Origin of the sequence: Frankia sp. AgB1.9, from assembly GCF_016786355.1 — a bacterium.
GTDB lineage: Bacteria > Actinomycetota > Actinomycetes > Frankiales > Frankiaceae > Pseudofrankia.
Genome location: NZ_JADWYX010000018.1, coordinates 26,936 through 45,354 on the forward strand (window position 1 = coordinate 26,936; position 18,419 = coordinate 45,354).

At 73.1% G+C, this 18,419-nt stretch carries 13 protein-coding genes; 8 read left to right on the forward strand and 5 right to left on the reverse strand.

Going from position 1 to position 18,419, the window contains the following annotated elements:
* Window positions 1-103 precede the first annotated feature (103 nt).
* Entirely contained in the window at window positions 104-1,417 is a 1,314-nt protein-coding gene (locus I6A60_RS09055) for an ABC transporter substrate-binding protein (RefSeq protein WP_238435075.1), read from the reverse strand.
* Between the two features lie 139 nt (window positions 1,418-1,556).
* On the opposite strand from I6A60_RS09055, the gene I6A60_RS09060 reads away from it, so the two are divergent.
* Window positions 1,557-2,330, forward strand: coding sequence for a DeoR/GlpR family DNA-binding transcription regulator (locus I6A60_RS09060; protein ID WP_203014482.1), 774 nt, complete (start codon window positions 1,557-1,559; stop codon window positions 2,328-2,330).
* A gap of 12 nt (window positions 2,331-2,342) precedes the next feature.
* Here the strand turns inward: I6A60_RS09060 and melA are convergent, their stop codons facing one another.
* On the reverse strand, window positions 2,343-3,704 hold the full coding sequence (melA, locus tag I6A60_RS09065; RefSeq protein WP_203014480.1) for an alpha-galactosidase: 1,362 nt from the start codon (window positions 3,702-3,704) through the stop codon (window positions 2,343-2,345).
* Window positions 3,705-3,877: 173 nt separating this feature from the next.
* On the opposite strand from melA, the gene I6A60_RS09070 reads away from it, so the two are divergent.
* The 5 genes from I6A60_RS09070 to I6A60_RS09090 all read left to right on the forward strand — a co-directional run bounded on the left by I6A60_RS09070 (window position 3,878) and on the right by I6A60_RS09090 (window position 9,418).
* On the forward strand, window positions 3,878-4,828 hold the full coding sequence (locus I6A60_RS09070; protein ID WP_203014537.1) for a PfkB family carbohydrate kinase: 951 nt from the start codon (window positions 3,878-3,880) through the stop codon (window positions 4,826-4,828).
* Window positions 4,825-5,727: an SIS domain-containing protein gene (locus tag I6A60_RS43415; RefSeq protein ID WP_203014478.1), complete on the forward strand. Its 903-nt coding sequence runs from the start codon at window positions 4,825-4,827 to the stop codon at window positions 5,725-5,727. Before I6A60_RS09070 ends, I6A60_RS43415 begins: the two co-directional genes overlap by 4 nt.
* Window positions 5,724-6,644 (forward strand): PfkB family carbohydrate kinase, encoded by a 921-nt coding sequence (locus I6A60_RS09080; RefSeq protein ID WP_203014476.1) that lies wholly within the window; start codon window positions 5,724-5,726, stop codon window positions 6,642-6,644. The genes I6A60_RS43415 and I6A60_RS09080 overlap by 4 nt, the downstream gene beginning before the upstream one ends.
* Window positions 6,641-7,498, forward strand: coding sequence for a class II fructose-bisphosphate aldolase (locus I6A60_RS09085; protein ID WP_203014474.1), 858 nt, complete (start codon window positions 6,641-6,643; stop codon window positions 7,496-7,498). Before I6A60_RS09080 ends, I6A60_RS09085 begins: the two co-directional genes overlap by 4 nt.
* Window positions 7,499-7,684: 186 nt before the next feature.
* Window positions 7,685-9,418 carry a protein kinase gene (locus I6A60_RS09090; RefSeq protein ID WP_307873598.1) on the forward strand — a complete coding sequence of 578 codons (1,734 nt, stop codon included), beginning with the start codon at window positions 7,685-7,687 and terminating at the stop codon, window positions 9,416-9,418.
* Between the two features lie 44 nt (window positions 9,419-9,462).
* On the opposite strand, the gene I6A60_RS09095 is transcribed toward I6A60_RS09090, so the two are convergent.
* Together I6A60_RS09095 and I6A60_RS09100 are read right to left on the reverse strand one after the other, a co-directional pair.
* The gene (locus tag I6A60_RS09095; protein ID WP_307873599.1) at window positions 9,463-10,284 is read right to left on the reverse strand and encodes a DUF2127 domain-containing protein; all 822 of its coding nucleotides are present in this window, start codon (window positions 10,282-10,284) and stop codon (window positions 9,463-9,465) included.
* 81 nt (window positions 10,285-10,365) lie between these two features.
* On the reverse strand, window positions 10,366-11,250 hold the full coding sequence (locus I6A60_RS09100) for an SDR family NAD(P)-dependent oxidoreductase (RefSeq protein WP_203014472.1): 885 nt from the start codon (window positions 11,248-11,250) through the stop codon (window positions 10,366-10,368).
* 203 nt (window positions 11,251-11,453) lie between these two features.
* Between I6A60_RS09100 and I6A60_RS09105 the strand changes: the two genes are divergently transcribed.
* Window positions 11,454-13,037: a class I adenylate-forming enzyme family protein gene (locus I6A60_RS09105; protein WP_203014469.1), complete on the forward strand. Its 1,584-nt coding sequence runs from the start codon at window positions 11,454-11,456 to the stop codon at window positions 13,035-13,037.
* A 76-nt stretch (window positions 13,038-13,113) separates the two neighbouring features.
* On the opposite strand, the gene I6A60_RS09110 is transcribed toward I6A60_RS09105, so the two are convergent.
* The gene (locus tag I6A60_RS09110; RefSeq protein WP_203014466.1) at window positions 13,114-14,139 is read right to left on the reverse strand and encodes a hypothetical protein; all 1,026 of its coding nucleotides are present in this window, start codon (window positions 14,137-14,139) and stop codon (window positions 13,114-13,116) included.
* 326 nt (window positions 14,140-14,465) lie between these two features.
* Here I6A60_RS09110 and purL point away from each other — a divergent pair, with 326 nt between their 5' ends.
* Window positions 14,466-18,332, forward strand: coding sequence for a phosphoribosylformylglycinamidine synthase (purL, locus tag I6A60_RS09115; RefSeq protein ID WP_203014463.1), 3,867 nt, complete (start codon window positions 14,466-14,468; stop codon window positions 18,330-18,332).
* The last annotated feature ends 87 nt before the right edge of the window (window positions 18,333-18,419 follow it).

Here is an 18,419-nt window from a genome sequence, read left to right on the forward strand (position 1 = left end):
GGGGGGGCGGGGCCGGGGGCGGCCCGCGGGGCCGGGTGGGGGCGGGGGGCCCCGGGGGGGGGGGGCCCGGGGCCCCCGCGCCCCCGAAGCCAGCCGGCGGAGCTCACGAGTGACCGGCCAAGGCGGCCGCCACCTGCTTGTTCGCGGTGTCGAGCGCTGCCTGCGGCTGCGCCTGCCCGAGCAGCACGGACTGCACCATCTGCCCGATCGCGGTCGACACCTGCGCGTACGTGGGAATGTTCGGGCGCACGTGCTTGACGTTGTCGAGGTTCTCGACGAACACCTTGTCGCCCGGGTACTTCTGCAGATACGTCTGGTACTCGGGGAGCGTCGTCTCCGACTTGCGCAGCGGCAGGTCGCCCGTCGCGATGGCGAACTGGAGATGCACCTTCGGCGAGGTCAGCCAGGTGATGAAGTCGATCGCCGCCTGCTGGCGCGGCGCGGAGTGGTCGAACAGCATGTAGATGTCAGGCCCGGAGATCGTCTCGTGGTTGCCGTTGTAACCCGGCAGGAGCGTCACGCCGTAGCTGACGTCGGACGTGATGCTGGACAGGTCCCAGGGCCCGGTCCACAGCATCGCGATCTTTCCGCTGTTGAACAGGTTGAGGTAGTTCTGGTTGCCGGTGTCCAGGTACACGGACTTGTCGGTGACGGTCATGTCCCGCAGCTGTGTCAGCGCGGCGAGCCCGGCGGGGGAGTCGAACGCGGCCTTGCTGTTGTCGCTGGTGAGCAGGTCGCCACCGGCCTGCCAGAGCATCGCCAGGTACCGCCAGACGGTGTCCTCGCTGCCGTCGTTCACGTAGGACCAGCCGTAGGTGCCGCTGCCCGCGTCGGTGAGCTTCTTCGCCGCCGCGCGGAAGTCCTGCCAGGTCCAGGAGTCGGTGGGCGGCGCGACGCCGGCCTGGTCGAACAGCTTCTTGTTGTAGACGAGGCTGAGGTTGTCGACCAGGGCGGGGATGCCCACGATCTTCCCGTTGACCGTCGTGGCGTCCCGCTCGGACGGGTAGAAGTCGTTCCAGTCGACGCCGGGGGCCGTCACCTTGGAGGTCAGGTCGACCAGCTTCGGCTGCTTGGCCAGCTGGGCGGCCGAGGAGCCGTACTGGTACGCGATGTCGGGATAGTTGCCCGCGGTGAAGCCGGCGACGGTCTTCTGGAGCGCGTTGTCGTTCCCGCCGTTGAACGAGAGCTTCACCTTGCTCGTCGGGTGGTCGGTGTTCCACTGGGCGGCCAGCGTGTTCAGCTCCGTCGCCTCGGCGTCGGTGTAGCCGTGCGTCAGCGTGATGGTGGTGCCGCTGTCGCTCCCGCCCCCGCCGCAGGCGCCGACCACCGCGGCCACGAGCAGGGAACTCGCAGCCAGTGCGCCTATTCGCCGCCCTCGCGCGCTGATCCAGGTATTGGCTGCGGTGCGGGAAGCCATCATCCGGCGCTCCTCGGTCGACATGCTGGATGAAAAACGCGCAAGATCGATCAAACTTGGTGCGCAGTGTTGCACTTCGGCGCTAAACGGGTCAAGACGTGTGAGCAAACGTGCACCGAGCTGCGCGTATCGTGCATGCATGCGCCGCGAAGACCGACTCGGGATCATCCTCCAGCGGCTCAACGAGGCCGGCTCGGTGGGCGTCGACGAGCTCGCGGAGCGCCTCAACCTGTCGCGCGCCTCGATCCGCCGTGACCTGCACCTGCTGGAGCAGCAGCAGCTCCTGACCAGGACCCACGGAGGAGCCGTCGCCTCCGGCGTGCTGTACGAGCTGCCGATGCGCTACCGGGGCGGGCAGCGTCACGAGGCGAAGCGCGCAATCGCGCAGCGCGTCGCGAGCCTGCTCGGCGACGACGTCACCTCGTTGGGCATCAACGGCGGCTCGACCACGACCGAGGTCGCCCGGATGGTCGCGTCACGGGCTGGCCTGCGGGTGGTGACGAGCGCGCTCAACATCGCCTCGGAGCTCGCCGTCCGCTCGAACATCGAGCTCGTGGTGTGCGGCGGCAGCGTGCGCGGTGAGTCCTACGAGCTCGTCGGCCCGCTGGCCGACCTGACGCTGTCCAACATCAACGTCGACGTCGCCGTGGTGGGTGTCGACGGTGTCGACGCGCACGCCGGGTTCACCACCCACCACGAGGTCGAGGCCTACACGAACCGGGCCCTGCTGCGCTCGGCCGAGCGCGTCATCGTGGTGGCCGACTCCAGCAAGATCGGCAAGCGCGGCTTCGCGAAGATCAGCGAGGTCTCCGCCGCCGCGGACCTGGTCACCGACTCGGGCATCAGCGCCGAGGACCTCGCCGCCCTCGAACGCCTCGGGCCAACCGTCCACGTCGTCGAGGTCGCCCCTTAACCGCGGGGCCGGTCAGGAGGACGGGTCGCCGAGGCGTTCGCGCAGGGGGGCTGGCAGGCGGTCGCCATGCGCGGCCACCATCTCGTCGGCCAGCCGCCAGATCTCGGCGACGGTCAGGCTCGCCGCGGTGTTGGGGTCGGCCATCAGCGCGTGGCGGATGTGGTCGGGCCGTCCGAGCATCGCGGCCCGCACGGTCAGGTCGACCACCGACAGGAACGTCCGGTTGAGCGCGGCGCACTGCGCGGGCAGGTCCCCGACCGGGATCGGAACCGCGCCGGCCGCGTCGATGCGGCAGGGAACCTCGACCGCCGCCCCGCGCGGCAGGTTGTCGATGAGCAGCCCTGCCGGCGCCGGGAGTACCGGATCCCCGGCGTTCCCAGGAGCCTCGTTGCGGACCGTCGCCTGGATCGTGCGGGCGGTTCCGGTGACCATGCTGTGGATCACCTGCGGGGCGTACTCGGCTGCCTCCTCCTCCGGCTCGACGTACTGGCCGGCCGCCACCGCGGGCATCAGCGCCTCGACGTCGGCCAGGTTGCGGGCGCTGATCCCGACGTAGTCGTCGATCGGGATGCGCAGCCGCTCGATCTCGCCGGGCTCGTGCAGGTACCAGGGGACGTACTCGGCCGAGTGCTCGCTGGTCTCGGTCGGGTAGAACCCCAGGCGGCGGTACATGTCGACCCGGACCCGGCGGGCCAGCTCGGGGTCCGCCGCGATGCGGCGGTCGAGCTCCGGGTAGAGGTCCACCCCGTCCCGCTCCCAGCGCAGCACCCAGGCCTGGTGGTTGACCCCGGCACTGTGGAACGACACGTCGTCGAACGGCACGTCGATCAGCTCGCAGAGGTCGTGCACCGTCCAGTAGACGGAGTGGCACAGCCCGAGGACCTTCAGCTCCGGATGGCGGGTCGCGGCGAACTGGATGTTCATCGCCATCGGGTTGGTGTAGTTCAGCAGCCAGGCGTCCGGTGCCTCGGCGAGGATGTCCGTCGCCAGCTCGTCGAGGAACCCGAAGGTCCGTAGCCCGCGGAAGATCCCGCCGGCGCCGAGCGTGTCGGCGATCGTCTGGCGCAGCCCGAACCGGGCTGGGACCTCGAAGTCGGTCAGGGTCGCCGCGTGGCCGCCGATGTTGACCGCGTTGATGACGAAGTCGGCGCCGCTCACCGCAGCCGCGCGGTCCTCGGTAGCCCGGATCGTGGCGGTGCGCCCGTGCCGCTCGACCGCGACGCGCGCCAGGCCCTCCGCGAGCTCCAGCCGTCGCGGGTCGACGTCGTGCAGGACGAGCGTCAGTGGCCCGAGATCGTCGTAGGTCAACAGGTCGCGCAGCAGCTGCCGGGTGAACTCGGCCGATCCGGCGCCGACGAAGCAGACGGTGGTCACGCGGCGAGCATTGCATGCCCGAACGTCAAAAGGACAGGATCAATCATCTTTTCTGAGCGTTTGTGGACACAGTGGACCGCTTGGGACAGACTGGCGCCATGTCCGACGACGGCCCTGGCGCACAACGCGTGGGGGCCCGACGTGTAGGGGCACAGCGTGTGGGGGCACAGCGCGTGCTCGTCGTCGGAGACCTGAACCCCGACCTGATCCTGCAGGGCGACGTCGTCCCCCGGTTCGGCCAGGCCGAGCAGCTGCTCGACACCGCGGCGCTGGTCGTCGGTGGCTCCGCCGGGATCACCGCCCACGGCCTGGCCCGGCTCGGGCGCCCGGTGGCGCTCGCCGCGGCGATCGGCGCGGACGGCTTCGGCGCGACGATGACGAGCACGCTGGCGAAGGCCGGGGTGGACACGAGCGCGCTGGTCATCCGGCCCGACCAGCCGACCGGCCTGACCGTCGTCCTGTCGACCGGCCCCGACCGCGCCATCCTCACGCTGCCCGGCACGATCCCGACGCTGACGGCCGCCGAGGTCCTGGCCGTCGCGCGCCGGCTGGTGCCGGCCGGCCTGGGTCACGTCCACGTCTGCTCGCTGTTCCTGCAGCCGGGGCTTGCCGACGGGCTCGCCGACCTGCTCGCCGAGCTGCGGTCGGCCGGCGTGACCACCTCGCTGGACACCAACGACGACCCGACGGGGGCCTGGGCCGGGGTCGGGCGGCTGCTCGGTCACCTCGACCTGCTGCTGCCGAACCGGCGGGAGGCGCTCGCCCTCGCGCGCGCCGCCGGGGCGGCCGGGCCGGACCTCGACCTCACCACCGCCTGCCGCCTGCTCGCCGGCCACGGCCCGCTCGTCGTCGTGAAGGACGGCGACCAGGGCGCCCGTGCGATCGGCGCCGCCGGCGAGCTCGCCAGCGCGCCGGCCGTACCGACGGTGCCGGTGGACGCCACCGGCGCCGGCGACACCTTCAACGCCGCGTTCCTCGACGCCTGGATGCGGTCGTTGCCGATCCCCGAATGCCTGCGACGCGGGGTCGTCGCCGGCTCCCGCTCGGTCCGCGCCGTGGGCGGCACAGCGGCCCAACCCACCCTCGACCAGCTGGTCGACGACCGAAGGGCACTACGACCGTGACCACCTCACACGCCGGCCGCGAGATCGCCCGACAGCCCCTCGCGTGGGCGCAGGCCCGCGAGCGGCTCCCCGAGGTCGCCGGACTGCTGCCCCAGCCCGGCGAGCGCGTCGCCGTCCTCGGGTGCGGCACCTCGTGGTTCATGGCCGCCGCCTACGCCGCGCTGCGCGAGGCGGCCGGCGCCGGCGAGACCGACGCGTTCGCCGCCGGGCAGTGGCCCGCCGGCCGTGCCTACGACCGGGTCGTCGCCATCACCCGGTCCGGCACGACCACCGAGGTCGTGCGCGCGATCGGGGCGGCGGAGGCATCCGTCACCGTCCTCACCGCCGTCGCGGACTCGCCAGCCGCGGCCGGGGCCGGCGCCGCGATCGTGCTCGACTTCGCCGACGAGGTGTCCGTCGTGCAGACCCTGTTCGCCACCACGACGCTGACGCTGCTGCGCGCGTCGCTCGGCCAGCCCGCCGAGCCCGCTGCCACGCAGGCACAGCGCATCCTCGACGGTGAGAACAGCCTGCCCCCGGCGGTCGACGCGGCCCCGCAGTTCACCTTCGTCGGCGCCGGGTGGTGCGCCGCGATCGCGAACGAGGCGGCGCTGAAGCTGCGCGAGACCACCCGGCTCTGGACGGAGAGCTACCCCCAGCTGGAGTACCGGCACGGGCCGATCTCGATCGCCGAGCCCGGACGGGTGGTCTGGATCTTCGGCGAGCCGGTGCCGGGCCTGGTCCGCGAGATCGAGGCCACCGGCGCGACGGTCGTCAACGACGACCTCGACCCCCTCGCCGACCTCGTCCGGGTCCAGCTGCTCGGTGTGCGCCTGGCGCAGGGGCAGGGGTTCGACCCGGACCAGCCGCGTCACCTGACCCGTTCGGTCATCCTCGCCCCGGCCGGCGCCGCGCCGTGATCCTCTGCGTCTCGGCCAGCCCGGCGCTCGACGTCACCTACCGGGTCGAGCGCCTGACCGTGGGCGCCACCAACCGGATTCGGGAGACGGCGCGCAGACCGGGCGGCAAGGCCACCAACGTCGCGCGGCTGTTGGTCCTGCTCGGTCAGGACGCCCGGCTGCTCACCACGGCCGGTGGCGAGACCGGGGCCGAGCTGGCCGCCGGCCTGAGCAGGCTCGGGGTCGCCCACGACCTGGTGCCCACCACCAGCGTGACCCGGCGGACCTTCGCCCTCGTCGACGAGACCACCGACACGGTCACGCTGCTCAACGAGCCGGCCCTGGTGGACGACTGGCCGCGGTTCGTCGCCCGGGCGGCCGAGCTGATCCCGAGCGCCGAGGTCGTCGTGCTCAGCGGATCGCTGCCCGCCGACGCGCCGGTCGACGGCCTCGCTCAGCTGGTCAGCCTCGCCAGGGCCCACGGCCGGCCGGTCGTGCTCGACGCCAGCGGTCCCGCGCTGCTCGCCGCGCTCGCGGCGGGGCCGACCGTCGTCAAGCCGAACGCCGACGAGCTGCGCGACTGCGCCGACGAGGCCGATCCGGTCTTCGCGGCCCGCTCGGTGGCAAACCGCTTCGGCGTCCTGGTCGTCGCCTCGCTCGGCGCCGACGGCCTGGTCGCGGTCGCGGGCGACACGGAATGGCGGGCCAGGCCGCGGCGACGGCTGACCGGCAATCCCACCGGCGCCGGTGACGCGGTCGTTGCCGCGCTCGCCCGCGGCCTGCGCGCCGGCACGGAGCTCGGGCCGCTGCTGGCCGACTGCGTCGCGCTCGCCGCGGCCGCCGTGCTCTCACCGACCGCCGGCGAGTTCGAGGCGGCCGACTACCAGCGGGAGTCCGTCGACGTGATCTCCGAGACCCTTGGCCGGGCCGGCCGATGACCATCGCCAGCACGGGCGACCTGGTCGCCGCCGCCGCCGCGCGCGGCAGTGGTGTGGCCGCCTTCAACGTCATCACGCTGGAGCACGCGGAGGCCATCGCTCGCGCCGCCGAGATCCACGAGACCCCGGTGATCCTCCAGATCAGCCAGAACGCGGTCGCCTTCCACGGCGGGCAGGTCGTCCCGATCGCCGCCGCCGCCGGCGCGGTCGCCGGGCTCGCGGCCGTTCCGATCGCCCTGCACCTGGACCACGTCACCGAGGACCGGCTCGTCGACGCGGCAGCCTGGGCCGGGTTCAGCTCCCTGATGTACGACGGCGGCCCGCTGCCCTATGGGGAAAACGTCGAACGCACCCGCCGGGCCAGGCAGGTCGCGCAGGCTGCCGGGCTCTGGGTCGAGGCGGAGCTCGGCTACGTCGGCGGCAAGCCGGACGCCCCGCGCAGTGCCCACGAGCCGGGCGTGCGGACCGACCCGGACGAGGCACTCGAGTTCGTCGAGGAGACGGGCGTCGACGCGCTGGCCGTCGCGGTCGGCAGCTCGCACGCCATGACGTCGCGGTCCGCGGTCCTGGACCTGCCACTGATCGAGAAGCTGCGGGCCCGGCTGCCCGTTCCGCTGGTGCTGCACGGCTCGTCCGGTGTGCCGGGCGAGACGCTGCGCGCCGCGGTGTCAGCCGGGATCAGCAAGGTCAACATCGGCACCGCGCTGAACGTCGCCATGACGGGCGCCATCCGGCGGGCGCTCGCAGACAACCCCGCGGGCGTCGATCCGCGGCCCTACCTGGCGACCGCCCGCGACGAGATCACGACGACCGTGCTGGAGCTGCTGTCCGTCGTCTCGGGAGCCGCTCGCTGATGGCCGGGCGGTCGACGGCGGCCGGCTCGGCCGACGGCCGGTAGCCGGGACCGCCGCGCCCCACCCCAAGGGCTGTCCGATCGACGTCAGCGGGTTCGGCGCGGGACCGGCTGCGGTAGCGTGCGGGCGCGAAGGGGTACGTCCTCCTTCGGGCGGATTGCCCAGTGCTGGTCGGAATGGTGGTCGGTGGCGACTTCCGTGGGACATCTGCGTTCCCTCGGCCCGGGGGACCCCGCGACGGTCGGCCCGTACGTCCTTCGGGCGCTGATCGGCGAGGGCGGGATGGGCCGGGTCTTCCTGGCGCGCTCGCCGGCGGGCCGGTCGGTCGCGGTCAAGGTGGTGCACCCGGAGCTGGCCGACGACCCGCTGTTCCGCCGGCGGTTCAGCCGGGAGGTGACGGTGGCCCGCCGGGTCGCCGGCGCCTACACCGCGCCCGTCGTGGACGCCGACCCGGACGGCGTACTGCCCTGGCTCGCCACCCTGTACGTCCCTGGCCCCTCGCTGCGCGAGACGGTCGAACAGGCCGGCCCGCTGTCTCCCGACGCCTGCCTGACGTTGGGCGCGGGGATGCTGGAGGCGATGGGCGCGGTGCATCGGGCCGGCATCGCGCACCGGGATCTCAAGCCCAGCAACGTGCTGCTCGCCGTCGACGGCCCCAGGCTGATCGACTTCGGGATCGCCCGGGCGGCCGGCCAGACGGCGCTGACCCGGTCCGGCCAGGTGTTCGGCACGGCCGCGTACATGGCGCCCGAGCAGGCCGCGGGCGAGGAGGTCGGGCCACCGGCCGACGTCTTCTCGTTCGCCGCGGTTCTGATCTTCGCGGCGACCGGACGGGACCCGTTCGGCCCCGGCGACCCGGCCGCCGTGCTGTTCCGGGTAGTGCACGACGAGCCCGACCTCGACGGCGTGCCCGGCCGGCTGGTCGACCTGATCCGGCCCTGCCTCGCGAAGGACCCGGCCGCCCGCCCCGCCGTGGGCCGGCTGCTGGCCGGGTTCGCCGCCCACCGTGGCCAGGCGCCCATGGCCTGGCCGCCGGGTGTCGTCCGGCTCGTCCGGGAGCGGGAGGCCGAGGTCGCGTCCTGGCCCCTCCCGCCCGCGGGCGCCGGCCCGTCCGCCGCCGGCCAGCCGGCCGGCGCGCCCGGCCAGGGCGTGCTCGTCGCGACCCGGGTCGAGCCCGAGCGCCCGGCACTGCCCGCTCCCGTGCTCCCTGCTCCCGTGCTGCCCGCCGCCGTGCTGCCCGCTCCCGTGGTCGGCTCGGCCGTGGCGGTCCCGAGCTTCCCGCGGGCCCCGGCGCCGGGGCCTCGTCCGCCCGGCCTGGCGCGGACGCGGATCGGCCCGCCCGACGACGACGAGTCGTTCGTGTTCGTCGGCCGGCGCTGGTCCCACCTCGTCACCGGGATTCCGGTGCTCCTGCTCGCGCTCGTCGCGCTGCTCGGGACGTTCGCCTGCCTCGCCGGCAGCGTGAACCCGGTCCAGACACCCTCGGCCCGGACGGGCAGCTTCTGCGTCGGGGTCGCACTCGCGTTCGTCGTCGCCGCCTGCCTACGGCGCGGGCTGTGGCGGCTGCGGCTCGGGATCGCCCCGCCGCGGCTCGCGGTCACGCCCGGCGGGCTGCGCGCCGACGCGGGTGGGCGCAGCTACGACATCCCGTGGGCGCAGCTGCGTGGCGCCCAGATCGTCCGGCTGGGTGAGCGAGACGTCGTCGCGGCCTGGCCGACCGCGCAGTGGACGGTGCGCACGCCGCACGTCGACCGGCAGACCTGGTGGCTGCCCAACGACCGGTACCGCTGCATCTGGCGGAACCCGGCGATCCGCTGCGACGTCCTGTTCGACACCCGGATGCTCTACCCGACGAGCCCGCACCAGGTCGCCACGGCGATCGGCCTGCAGGCGCACCGTTACGCCGGCCGCCGGCGCTGACCGTCGCGGTGGCTGAGCCCCTGAGACCGTGAGGCAGCCGGGAGTTACGAGGCGGGGCCTGACTTGGCCGCGGGCGCCAGGTCCTGGTCCTCGTCGGCGGCCGGGTCAGCCGGCGGGACGGCCGCCGCCTCGTCGACCTCCAGCAGCGACGCGCTGTGTCGTTCGGCCTCGAAGGCGGCGTGGCCGCCGCGGACCCCGAACAGCCGCTTGGACACCACCAGGTAGACCACAGCGCCGATGTTGATGGCCAGCGCCGCGATCCGCAGCCAGGTGATGTGCTCGGTGAGCTCGTAGACCTCGAGCGGCAGGAAGATCGAGGTCGCGACGACGGCGAAGTACTCGCCCCACCGCTTGAGCAGCCACAGCCCGACGCCCTCGGCGACCTGGATCGCCGCGTACCCGAACATCAGCACCGCGACGAGCAGCAGCGTCTTCGGCTGCGTGTAGATGAGGTGGCGCAGATGCGTCACGGTCGGGCTGCTGTCGAGGTCCAGGTGCAGCACGTCGGCCAGCGGCTTCGCGGCCGGGAGCGCCCGGTCGAAGAGGTCCTCGGCCTGCGCCTGGGAGTGGCGGAACTGGAGGATCGCGTACCCGATCAGGACCAGCAGCACCGCGCGGACCAGCCGTTCGAGCGCGAGCAGCCGCAGCACCATCGCGTCCCGCAGGGCCCGGCCGCGCAGCAGTACCGGCGCCTCGTCCGCCGGCCCGGCACCCAGCGGGTCCCCGATGGTGAAGTCGCCGCAGCGCAGGCAGCGCCAGGCGACGCCGGCCGCCGTCTCGACCCGCAGCCGCGCGGCGAGCTCGGTCTCATCGGGCCGGTAGGTCACATGGCCCTTACGCGCGCACGTCCGCAGGTTCCATTCCACGGCTCCCGATGCTAGGGAGACGCGGTAACCAGCGCTATCGGCCAGCGTGTCGGCTTGGAGTCAAGCGCATCGCCGCGGGACTCAGCCCGGCAGACCGACCAGCTTGGCCGAGAGGTCCCACAGCTCGCGGGCCAGGTCGGGGTCGCGGGCCTGCGCCGGGGTGAAGAACCGGTCCCGTGGCCGGAAACGGTGGAGATAGGCACCGTTCACGGTTTCCGGGTCCGGACGCGTCGCGACGGCGACCAGCGGCTCGGCGCCGTTCGCCACCGTGGTGGCCTTGCCGACCAGACCGAGCGGCCGGCGGTAGCAGTTGCGCATGATCCAGGCGTCCCGCCCGAACTCGCTGTTGATCAGCCCCGGATGGACCGCCGTGGCCGTCGGGCCGCCAGGTGGCACCCGGCGGGCGAGTTCGCGGGCGAACAGGATGTTCATCAGCTTGCTGTCGGCATAGGCCCGAAACTGGCCGAAAATGCGGGGGAATCGGTACAGGTTGGTCAGGTCGACCCGGCCTGCGATGTTCGCGACGCTGCTCGTGATGACGATCCGCGATCCCGGGGTCTCGGTCAGCCGGGGCATCAGCAGACCGGTCAGCAGGAACGGCGCCAGGTGATTCACCTGAACCGTCGTCCCATGACCGTCGTCCGTCCTGGTGTTTCCGGGAAACAGGCCGCCCGCGTTGTTGATCAGCACGTCGATCCGTGGACAGAGCTCCGTCACCTCGGCCGCCGCGCGGCGCACGTCCGAGAACCGGGCGAAGTCCGCGACGACACCGGTCGCGCCGATCTGCTCCGCCACCGCCGCGGTCTTCACCGGCGACCGGCCCAGGACGATGACCCGCGCGCCGAGCGCGGCGAGCTGGCTGGCCGCCGCCGTCCCGATCCCGGCGCTCGCGCCGGTGATGACGACCGTCTTACCGGCCATCGGCTGACCGGTCGTCGTCGGATCGGCATTCGGCGTGTCCGCCATCGTTCTCCCTGTCCGGTCACCCGCGGCCCGGGCTCGGCGTGCAGCATCCCACGGTTGCGGGTGGCGATTCCGGGCGATCCAGGCAGTGTCGACCGCCGGCCCGCGGGGCCGGCTTCTGCGACGATGCGACGGGTTCGCCGGACTGCGTCGTCGGACGGCGGGTGGGCGCGGGACTCGGGTGGGCGTGGGATGGAGTGTGGGGCATGGTGTCGTCGGATTCTGAGTCACCGGCCGGCGCGGAGCCGCTGACCATCGGTGCGTTGCTGCGCCGGGCCGTCCGAGAGAACGGGACCGGCGAGTACGTCGTCACCCCGACCGACCGGCTCACCTACGCCGAGGCGGACGAACGCTCGGCGCGGGCGGCCCGCTGGCTGCTGGCGGCCGGGGTCGGCAAGGGCAGCCGGGTCGGGCTGTTCTTCACCAACGACACCGACTGGGTCACCTGGTGGCTGGCCACCTCCCGGATCGGCGCGCTGGCCGTGCCGCTCAGCACGCTGTACACGCCGGCGGAGATCGCGAAGGTGCTGCGGCTGGCCGACGTCGGCCTGCTGGTCGCTCCGCCCCGCGTGCTGAGGATCGACGTCGAAGAGCGTCTCGAGGCGGCGCTGCCGGGCCTCGCGGACCAGGCCGCCGGGCGGCTGCGCCTGCCGACCGCTCCCTACCTGCGTTCCCTCGTGCTGACCGGCGACACCGACCGCGGCTGGGCGACCCGCTGGGATCCGGCGGGCGACAGTGTGGCCGATGACGTGGTGCCGGCGGACGTGCTCGCCGCCGTCGAGAACGAGGTCACCCCGGCCGACCTCGCGATCATGATTCACACCTCCGGCACCACCGCCGACCCGAAGGGCGTGCTGCACACGCACGGCACGATCGTCCGGCAGACGGCCACCTGGCCGACGGCGGTCCGAAGCCTCACCGGGGTGCAGGCGGCGCCGCGCGTCCTGTGCGCGATGCCGTTCTTCTGGATCGGCGGCGTGCTCGCCGCGATGGGCGCGCTGCACGCCCCCGCGACGCTGCTCGTGCTGCCCCGGCTGGAGGCCGGTGCCGCGCTCGACCTGGCCGAACGCGAACGCGCGAACGGCATCGTCGGCTGGCCCGCGTTCACGCAACAGCTGCGGGAGCACAGCACGTTCCCCGACCGCGACCTGAGCAGCGGGCCAATGATCGCGGGCGGACCGCTCGACCTGGCGATGAGCAACGTCCCCGACGGGTTCCCCACCCACCGGTCGCTGTCGGAGAGCGGTGGCAGCTTCGCGGCCACCGACATCGCGATCGTCGACGAGGCCGGCGGTCCCGTCGCGGCCGGGGCCGTCGGTGAGCTGCTCATCCGCGGCGTCGGCGTGATGGCCGGCTACAACAAGCGCGAACGCGCCGACGTGTTCGACGCCGACGGCTGGTACCACACCGGCGACCAGGTCTACCGGCGGGAGGACGACCCCCGGCTGTTCTACGTGGGGCGGGCCACCGACCTGATCAAGGCGGCCGGGGCCAACGTCTCCCCGCTCGAGGTCGCCGCCGTCGTCGAGGAGTTCCCGGACGTCGCCCAGTGCGTCGTCCTCGGCGTCACGCACCCCGTCCGTGGCGAGGAGGTCTGCGCGATCGTCGTCCCCGCGGCCGAGTCGGTGGACGTCGCCTCGCTCACGGCCCGGTCCCGTGCCCAGCTGTCCAGCTACAAGGTGCCCACCCGCTGGATTGTCGCCACCAGCGCCCAGATCCCGACGCTGCCGTCGGGCAAGCTCGACCGCCGCCGCCTGAGCGCCCAGATCGCCGACGGCACGCTGAAGTAGCCGCCCCGCCGCCAATCGGCCCGGCGTCGTGGGTCCCTGCTCAGCGTTTTTCCGGTGCTCGGTCCTCTTCCAGTGCTCAGTGCAGATGCCCGGGGTCGAGCCCGTCGTGGTCGGTTCCGGGCGCCGGCCAGTCGTCGACCCGGCCGTGAAGGTGCGGGTCGTCGTCCAGGACGGGGTCCGGATGGTCGTGCTGCCCGTAGCCGTACGGCTCGTCGAGCCAGTGATAGCCGGCCTCGTCGAACTCCAATGTGTATTCCGTGCCGAGATGCGTGTATTCCGTGCCCAGCTGGTCGAGCGTCCAGGTCTCGTGGGGCAGGTCGACCGGATGCACCGGCAGGTCGCTCGGCTCGGCTGGAGGAGCCGGGGTGCTCGGGGCCGGGACATCACCGGGATTCGCGCCGGGGTGGGCCGTGTGCTGATCGTCCTGGCGCTGGTCGTCGTGGTCGTGATGGTCCCAGTACTGCTCCGCCGCCTGCCCGAACTGGACCGCGGACAGGGCACCCTCCGCCACCGTGAGCATTCGTCCCCAGTCCGGCCCGCGCCCGTCGGGCGACGGCACCGCGGCGTCTGGGACAAGAATCCACACGTCGGCGGAGAAAGCCCGGTCCGGAATGTCGATGCGCGTCTGCGTCGCCTCGGTCCCGACCGTCGGGGTGTATCCGTCCGCGATCACGTCGCTGTAAAGCTCGGCCGTGACCGCGAAAGCCAGGTCCCGTTCGGGATGGCGGTCCAGGGCGGCCCTGACCTCGACCGCGCCGACAATCCGGGCCGCGGCGACGACCGCGTTGGCCACATATCCGGTCGCGCCGCGTCGGACGACGCCCTGCGCCAGCGCCGCCCGCAGCCGGATCCGATGGGTGCTCGCCTGGTTCGCGACGGTGAGGCCGTCGACGAACCCGTTGACCAGCCCGGGAACAGCGCGTGCCTCGTCGATGCCGGCCGGCAGCACGAGGAGGAATCCGTCGCCCTGTTCCTGTACCGCGCAGGCCCGGTGGTTGATACGGGCTCGGTGGAGCGCACGGGTGCGTATTTTCGCGAGACTGGTCTGGATGTCGACCTGCCGACGGTTCGACTGCTCGCTGTAGCGTTCGACGTCGACCATGAGGCAAAGTCGCCTGAATGCGGGCGGTGGAACGCTCATTGAACCTCCACGGTCCGCGCCGCCCGGCCCGATCTGGCCAGCCCCCAAAACGGCGCACCGGTCGCGAAACCGGTTGTTAGTGACTCTACCGCCGCGCGAGCGCCGTACGTGTTCGAGGTGTGGCTCCCCGTCGGCATCGTCGATCATGAAAAAGGGGGTTCGGCCCTGCCGCGCGGATAGCATCAATGGTCGCGGGCCCCGACGAGCCGGCCAAGAGCGGGCCCTGACCGGCGGCCAAGAGCGGGCCATGACAAGCGGCCAAGAGCGGGCCATGACGAACGGCGGACATGAAGACCTACGGAGACATCGCCGCGCTGACCGGCCCGGCTCGCCGGCGGTTGCTTGCCCGGCTTCGGGCGGTCGAGCCGGCCGTGACGGGTGTGATCGCCGAGTACGTCCACTTCGTCGACCTGGCCGGCGGCCTCGCGCCCGCTGACGAGGCGCGGCTGCGCGGGCTGCTCACCTATGGCGAGCCGTTCGACGGCGACCGGGCCGCGGCGGCCACGACGCTGGTCGTGTTTCCCCGGTTCGGGACGATCTCACCCTGGTCCTCGAAGGCGTCCGACATCGCCGCGTCCGCCGGCCTGGCCGCGGTCCGCCGGATCGAGCGCGGGACCGTCTACTACCTGTCCAGTGAGGGCCCCGTCGACGAGGGAGCCCTGGCGCCGCTGCTGCACGACCGGATGACCGAGGTCGTCGCGGCGGCAGTCGTGGCCGCCGACGCGCTGTTCACCGCCGAGCGCCCGCGTCCCCAGCTCGACGTCGACCTTCTCGGCCGGGGCCCGGCCGCGCTGGACGAGGCCAACAGGACGCTGGGGCTCGCTCTCGGCGCGGGTGACATCGCCTACCTCGTGGACCAGTACGGGGCTCTGGGCCGCAACCCGACCGACGTCGAGCTGATGATGTTCGCCCAGGTCAACAGCGAGCACTGCCGGCACAAGGTCTTCAACGCCGCCTGGTCGATCGACGGCGAGGCCCAGCCGAAGAGCCTCTTCTCCATGATCAAGAACACGTTCGAGCAGTCGGGCGAGCAGGTGCTGTCCGCCTACTCCGACAACTCCGCCGTGCTGCGCGGTGAGAACGCGCCGTGGTTCTACGCCGACCCGGCGACCCATGCCTACGGCCGCCACGAGGGCCCCGCGCACATCCTCGTGAAGGTCGAGACGCATAACCACCCGACCGCGATCGCCCCCGGCCCCGGGTCCGCGACCGGCGTCGGCGGCGAGATCCGCGACGAGGGCGCCACCGGCCGCGGCGCCACCCCGAAGATGGGCCTGTCCGGCTACACCGTCTCCCACCTGCGCATCCCCGGTGACGACTCGCCCTGGGAGGGCCAGGAGGAACGCCCGGACCGGATCTCCGCCCCGCTGGACATCATGGTCGAGGCCCCGCTCGGCGCCTCCGGCTACAACAACGAGTTCGGCCGGCCCAACCTCGTCGGCTACTTCCGGACCTACGAGAGCGACGGCGGCCCGGGCGGCCGCTGGGGCTACCACAAGCCGATCATGATCGCCGGCGGGGTGGGCAACGTCCGGGACGCCCTGGTCCATAAGAACCGGTTGGCGCCAGGCGACCTGGTCGTCGTCCTCGGTGGCCCGGCGATGCTCATCGGCCTCGGTGGCGGCGCGGCGTCCAGCGTGCAGTCCGGCGCCGGCGACGCCGACCTCGACTTCGCGTCCGTCCAGCGCGGCAACGCCGAGATGCAGCGCCGGGCGCAGGAGGTCATCAACGCCTGCTGGGCGCTCGACGAGGCCAACCCGATCGTCTCCATCCACGACGTCGGCGCCGGCGGCTGGTCGAACGCGCTGCCCGAGCTGGTGCACGACTCCGGCCGGGGCGCCGTCTTCGAGCTGCGCGACCTGCCGAACGCGGACGCCGGCATGTCGCCGCTCGCGATCTGGTGCAACGAGGCGCAGGAGCGTTACGTCCTCGGCATCGCCGCCGCCGACCTCGCGGCCTTCGCGAAGCTCTGCGAGCGGGAGCGCTGCCCGTTCGCCGTCGTCGGCACGGTGACCGACGAGCCGCGCCTCGTCGTGCGAGACCGGCTGTTCGACGGCTCCGGGGAGCGGTCTCCCGTCGACGTCCCGATGTCGCTGCTGTTCGGCGAGGCCTCCCGGCAGAGCCGCGCGGCGGCGACGGCCACCGTCGCGGTGGGCGCCTTCGACGAGACCGGGATCGAGCTGGTCGAGGCCGTCGAGCGGGTGCTGCGGGTGCCGGCCGTCGGGAGCAAGAAGTTCCTCATCACCATCGGCGACCGAACCGTCGGCGGGCACACCGTCCGCGACCAGCTCGTCGGCCCGTGGCAAGTCCCGGTCTCCGACGTCGCCGTCACCGCCGCCGCGTACGGCAGCCGGACCGGCGAGGCGCTCGCGATGGGGGAGCGCACACCGCTCGCGACGGTCAGCGCGCCCGCCGCGGCCCGGATGGCCGTGGGCGAGGCGATCACCAACCTGGCCGCCGCCGCGGTCGGCGACCTGTCCCAGGTCGCGCTGTCGGCCAACTGGATGGCCGCGGTGCAGGTCGACACGCAGCAGGCAGCGCTGTTCGAGGCGGTCCACACGCTGGGTGAGCGGTTCTGCCCGGCGCTCGGCATCCCGATCCCGGTCGGCAAGGACTCGACGAGCATGCGCACCGTCTGGTCGGACAGCATCGGCGACCACGCGGTCACCTCACCGGTCTCGTTGATCATCACGGCGGCCGCGCCCGTCGCCGACGTCTCCCGGGTGCTCACCCCGCAGCTCACCCGGGACGAGACGAGCCGACTGGTGTTCGTCGACCTGTCCGGCGGCCGGAGCCGGCTCGGCGGGTCGGCGCTCGCCCAGGCCTACAGCCGCGACGGCGCCGCCGAGGTCCCCGACGCCGACGCGGCGACGCTGAAGGCGTTCTTCGCGGCGACCCGGGCACTGGTCGCGGACCGCGAGGTGCTCGCCTACCACGACCGCTCCGACGGCGGACTGCTTGCGACGCTGGTCGAGATGGCCTTCGCCGGCCGGGTCGGCCTCGACGTCGACCTCGCCGCCCTGCCCGGCACGCTGGTGGGCCGGCTGTTCGCCGAGGAGCTCGGCGCGGTCCTCCAGGTCGCGGGCCCGGCCGTCGAGCGGGTCGCCGCGACGCTGGCCGCCGCTGTCGGCCCCGGGAACGTGCACGTGCTCGGCCGGCCGACCTACCACCAGCGGGTCGTCCTGCGCGACGGCGGCGCGGTCGTCTACGAGCGCGGCCGGGCCGAGCTGGAGCGGACCTGGGCGACAACCAGCTACCTCGTCCAGCGGCTGCGCGACAACCCCGAGACCGCCGACCAGGAGTTCGACGCGATCCTCGACGACACCGACCCGGGCATCTCCGAACGGGTCACCTTCGCCCTGGACCGGCGGGCCTACCCGGCCCGGCCGAAGGCCGCGGTGCTGCGCGACGAGGGCGTCAACGGCCAGGTCGAGATGGCCGCCGCGTTCGACGCGGCCGGGTTCGACGCCGTCGACGTCCACATGACCGACCTGTTGGCAGGCACGGTCACCCTCGACGACTTCAACGTGCTCGCGGCCTGTGGCGGCTTCTCCTACGGCGACGTGCTCGGCGCCGGCCTCGGGTGGGCGAAGTCGATCCTCGCCCACCCCGAGCTGGCCGCCGCGTTCCGCGCCTACTTCCACCGGCCGGACACCCTGACGCTCGGGGTCTGCAACGGCTGCCAGATGGTCGCCGGCCTCGGCACGCTCATCCCCGGGGCGACCGGCTGGCCGGCGCTGCTGGAGAACACGTCCGAACGCTTCGAGGCCCGGGTCTCCAGCCTCCTCATCGAGGACTCGCCGTCGGTGCTGTTCGCCGGGATGGCCGGCTCCGTGCTGGCGGTGCCGGTCGCGCACGGCGAGGGCCGGATGGAGTTCGGCGCGGCCGGCCCCGGCGCCGCGTCGGCCCGCTACGCCGACAACCACGGCAAGCCGACCCAGGACTATCCGGCGAACCCCAACGGCAGCCCCGGCGCCGTCGCCGCCGTGACCTCGGACGACGGCCGCGTCACGTTGATCATGCCGCATCCCGAGCGGGCGTTCCTGACCCAGCAACGCTCCTGGCTGCCCCTCGGCGCCGGTCCGTCCGGTGGCGAGGACCTGTACGGCCCCTGGCTGCGCCTCTTCCAGAACGCCCGCACCTGGCTCGGCTGACCCCGGACCAACCGGCTGGTCCGGCGCTGGTCCGGCGCTGGTCCGGCCGGCCCGGTCCGGCGCCCGTCCGGCTGGTCCGGCGCTGGT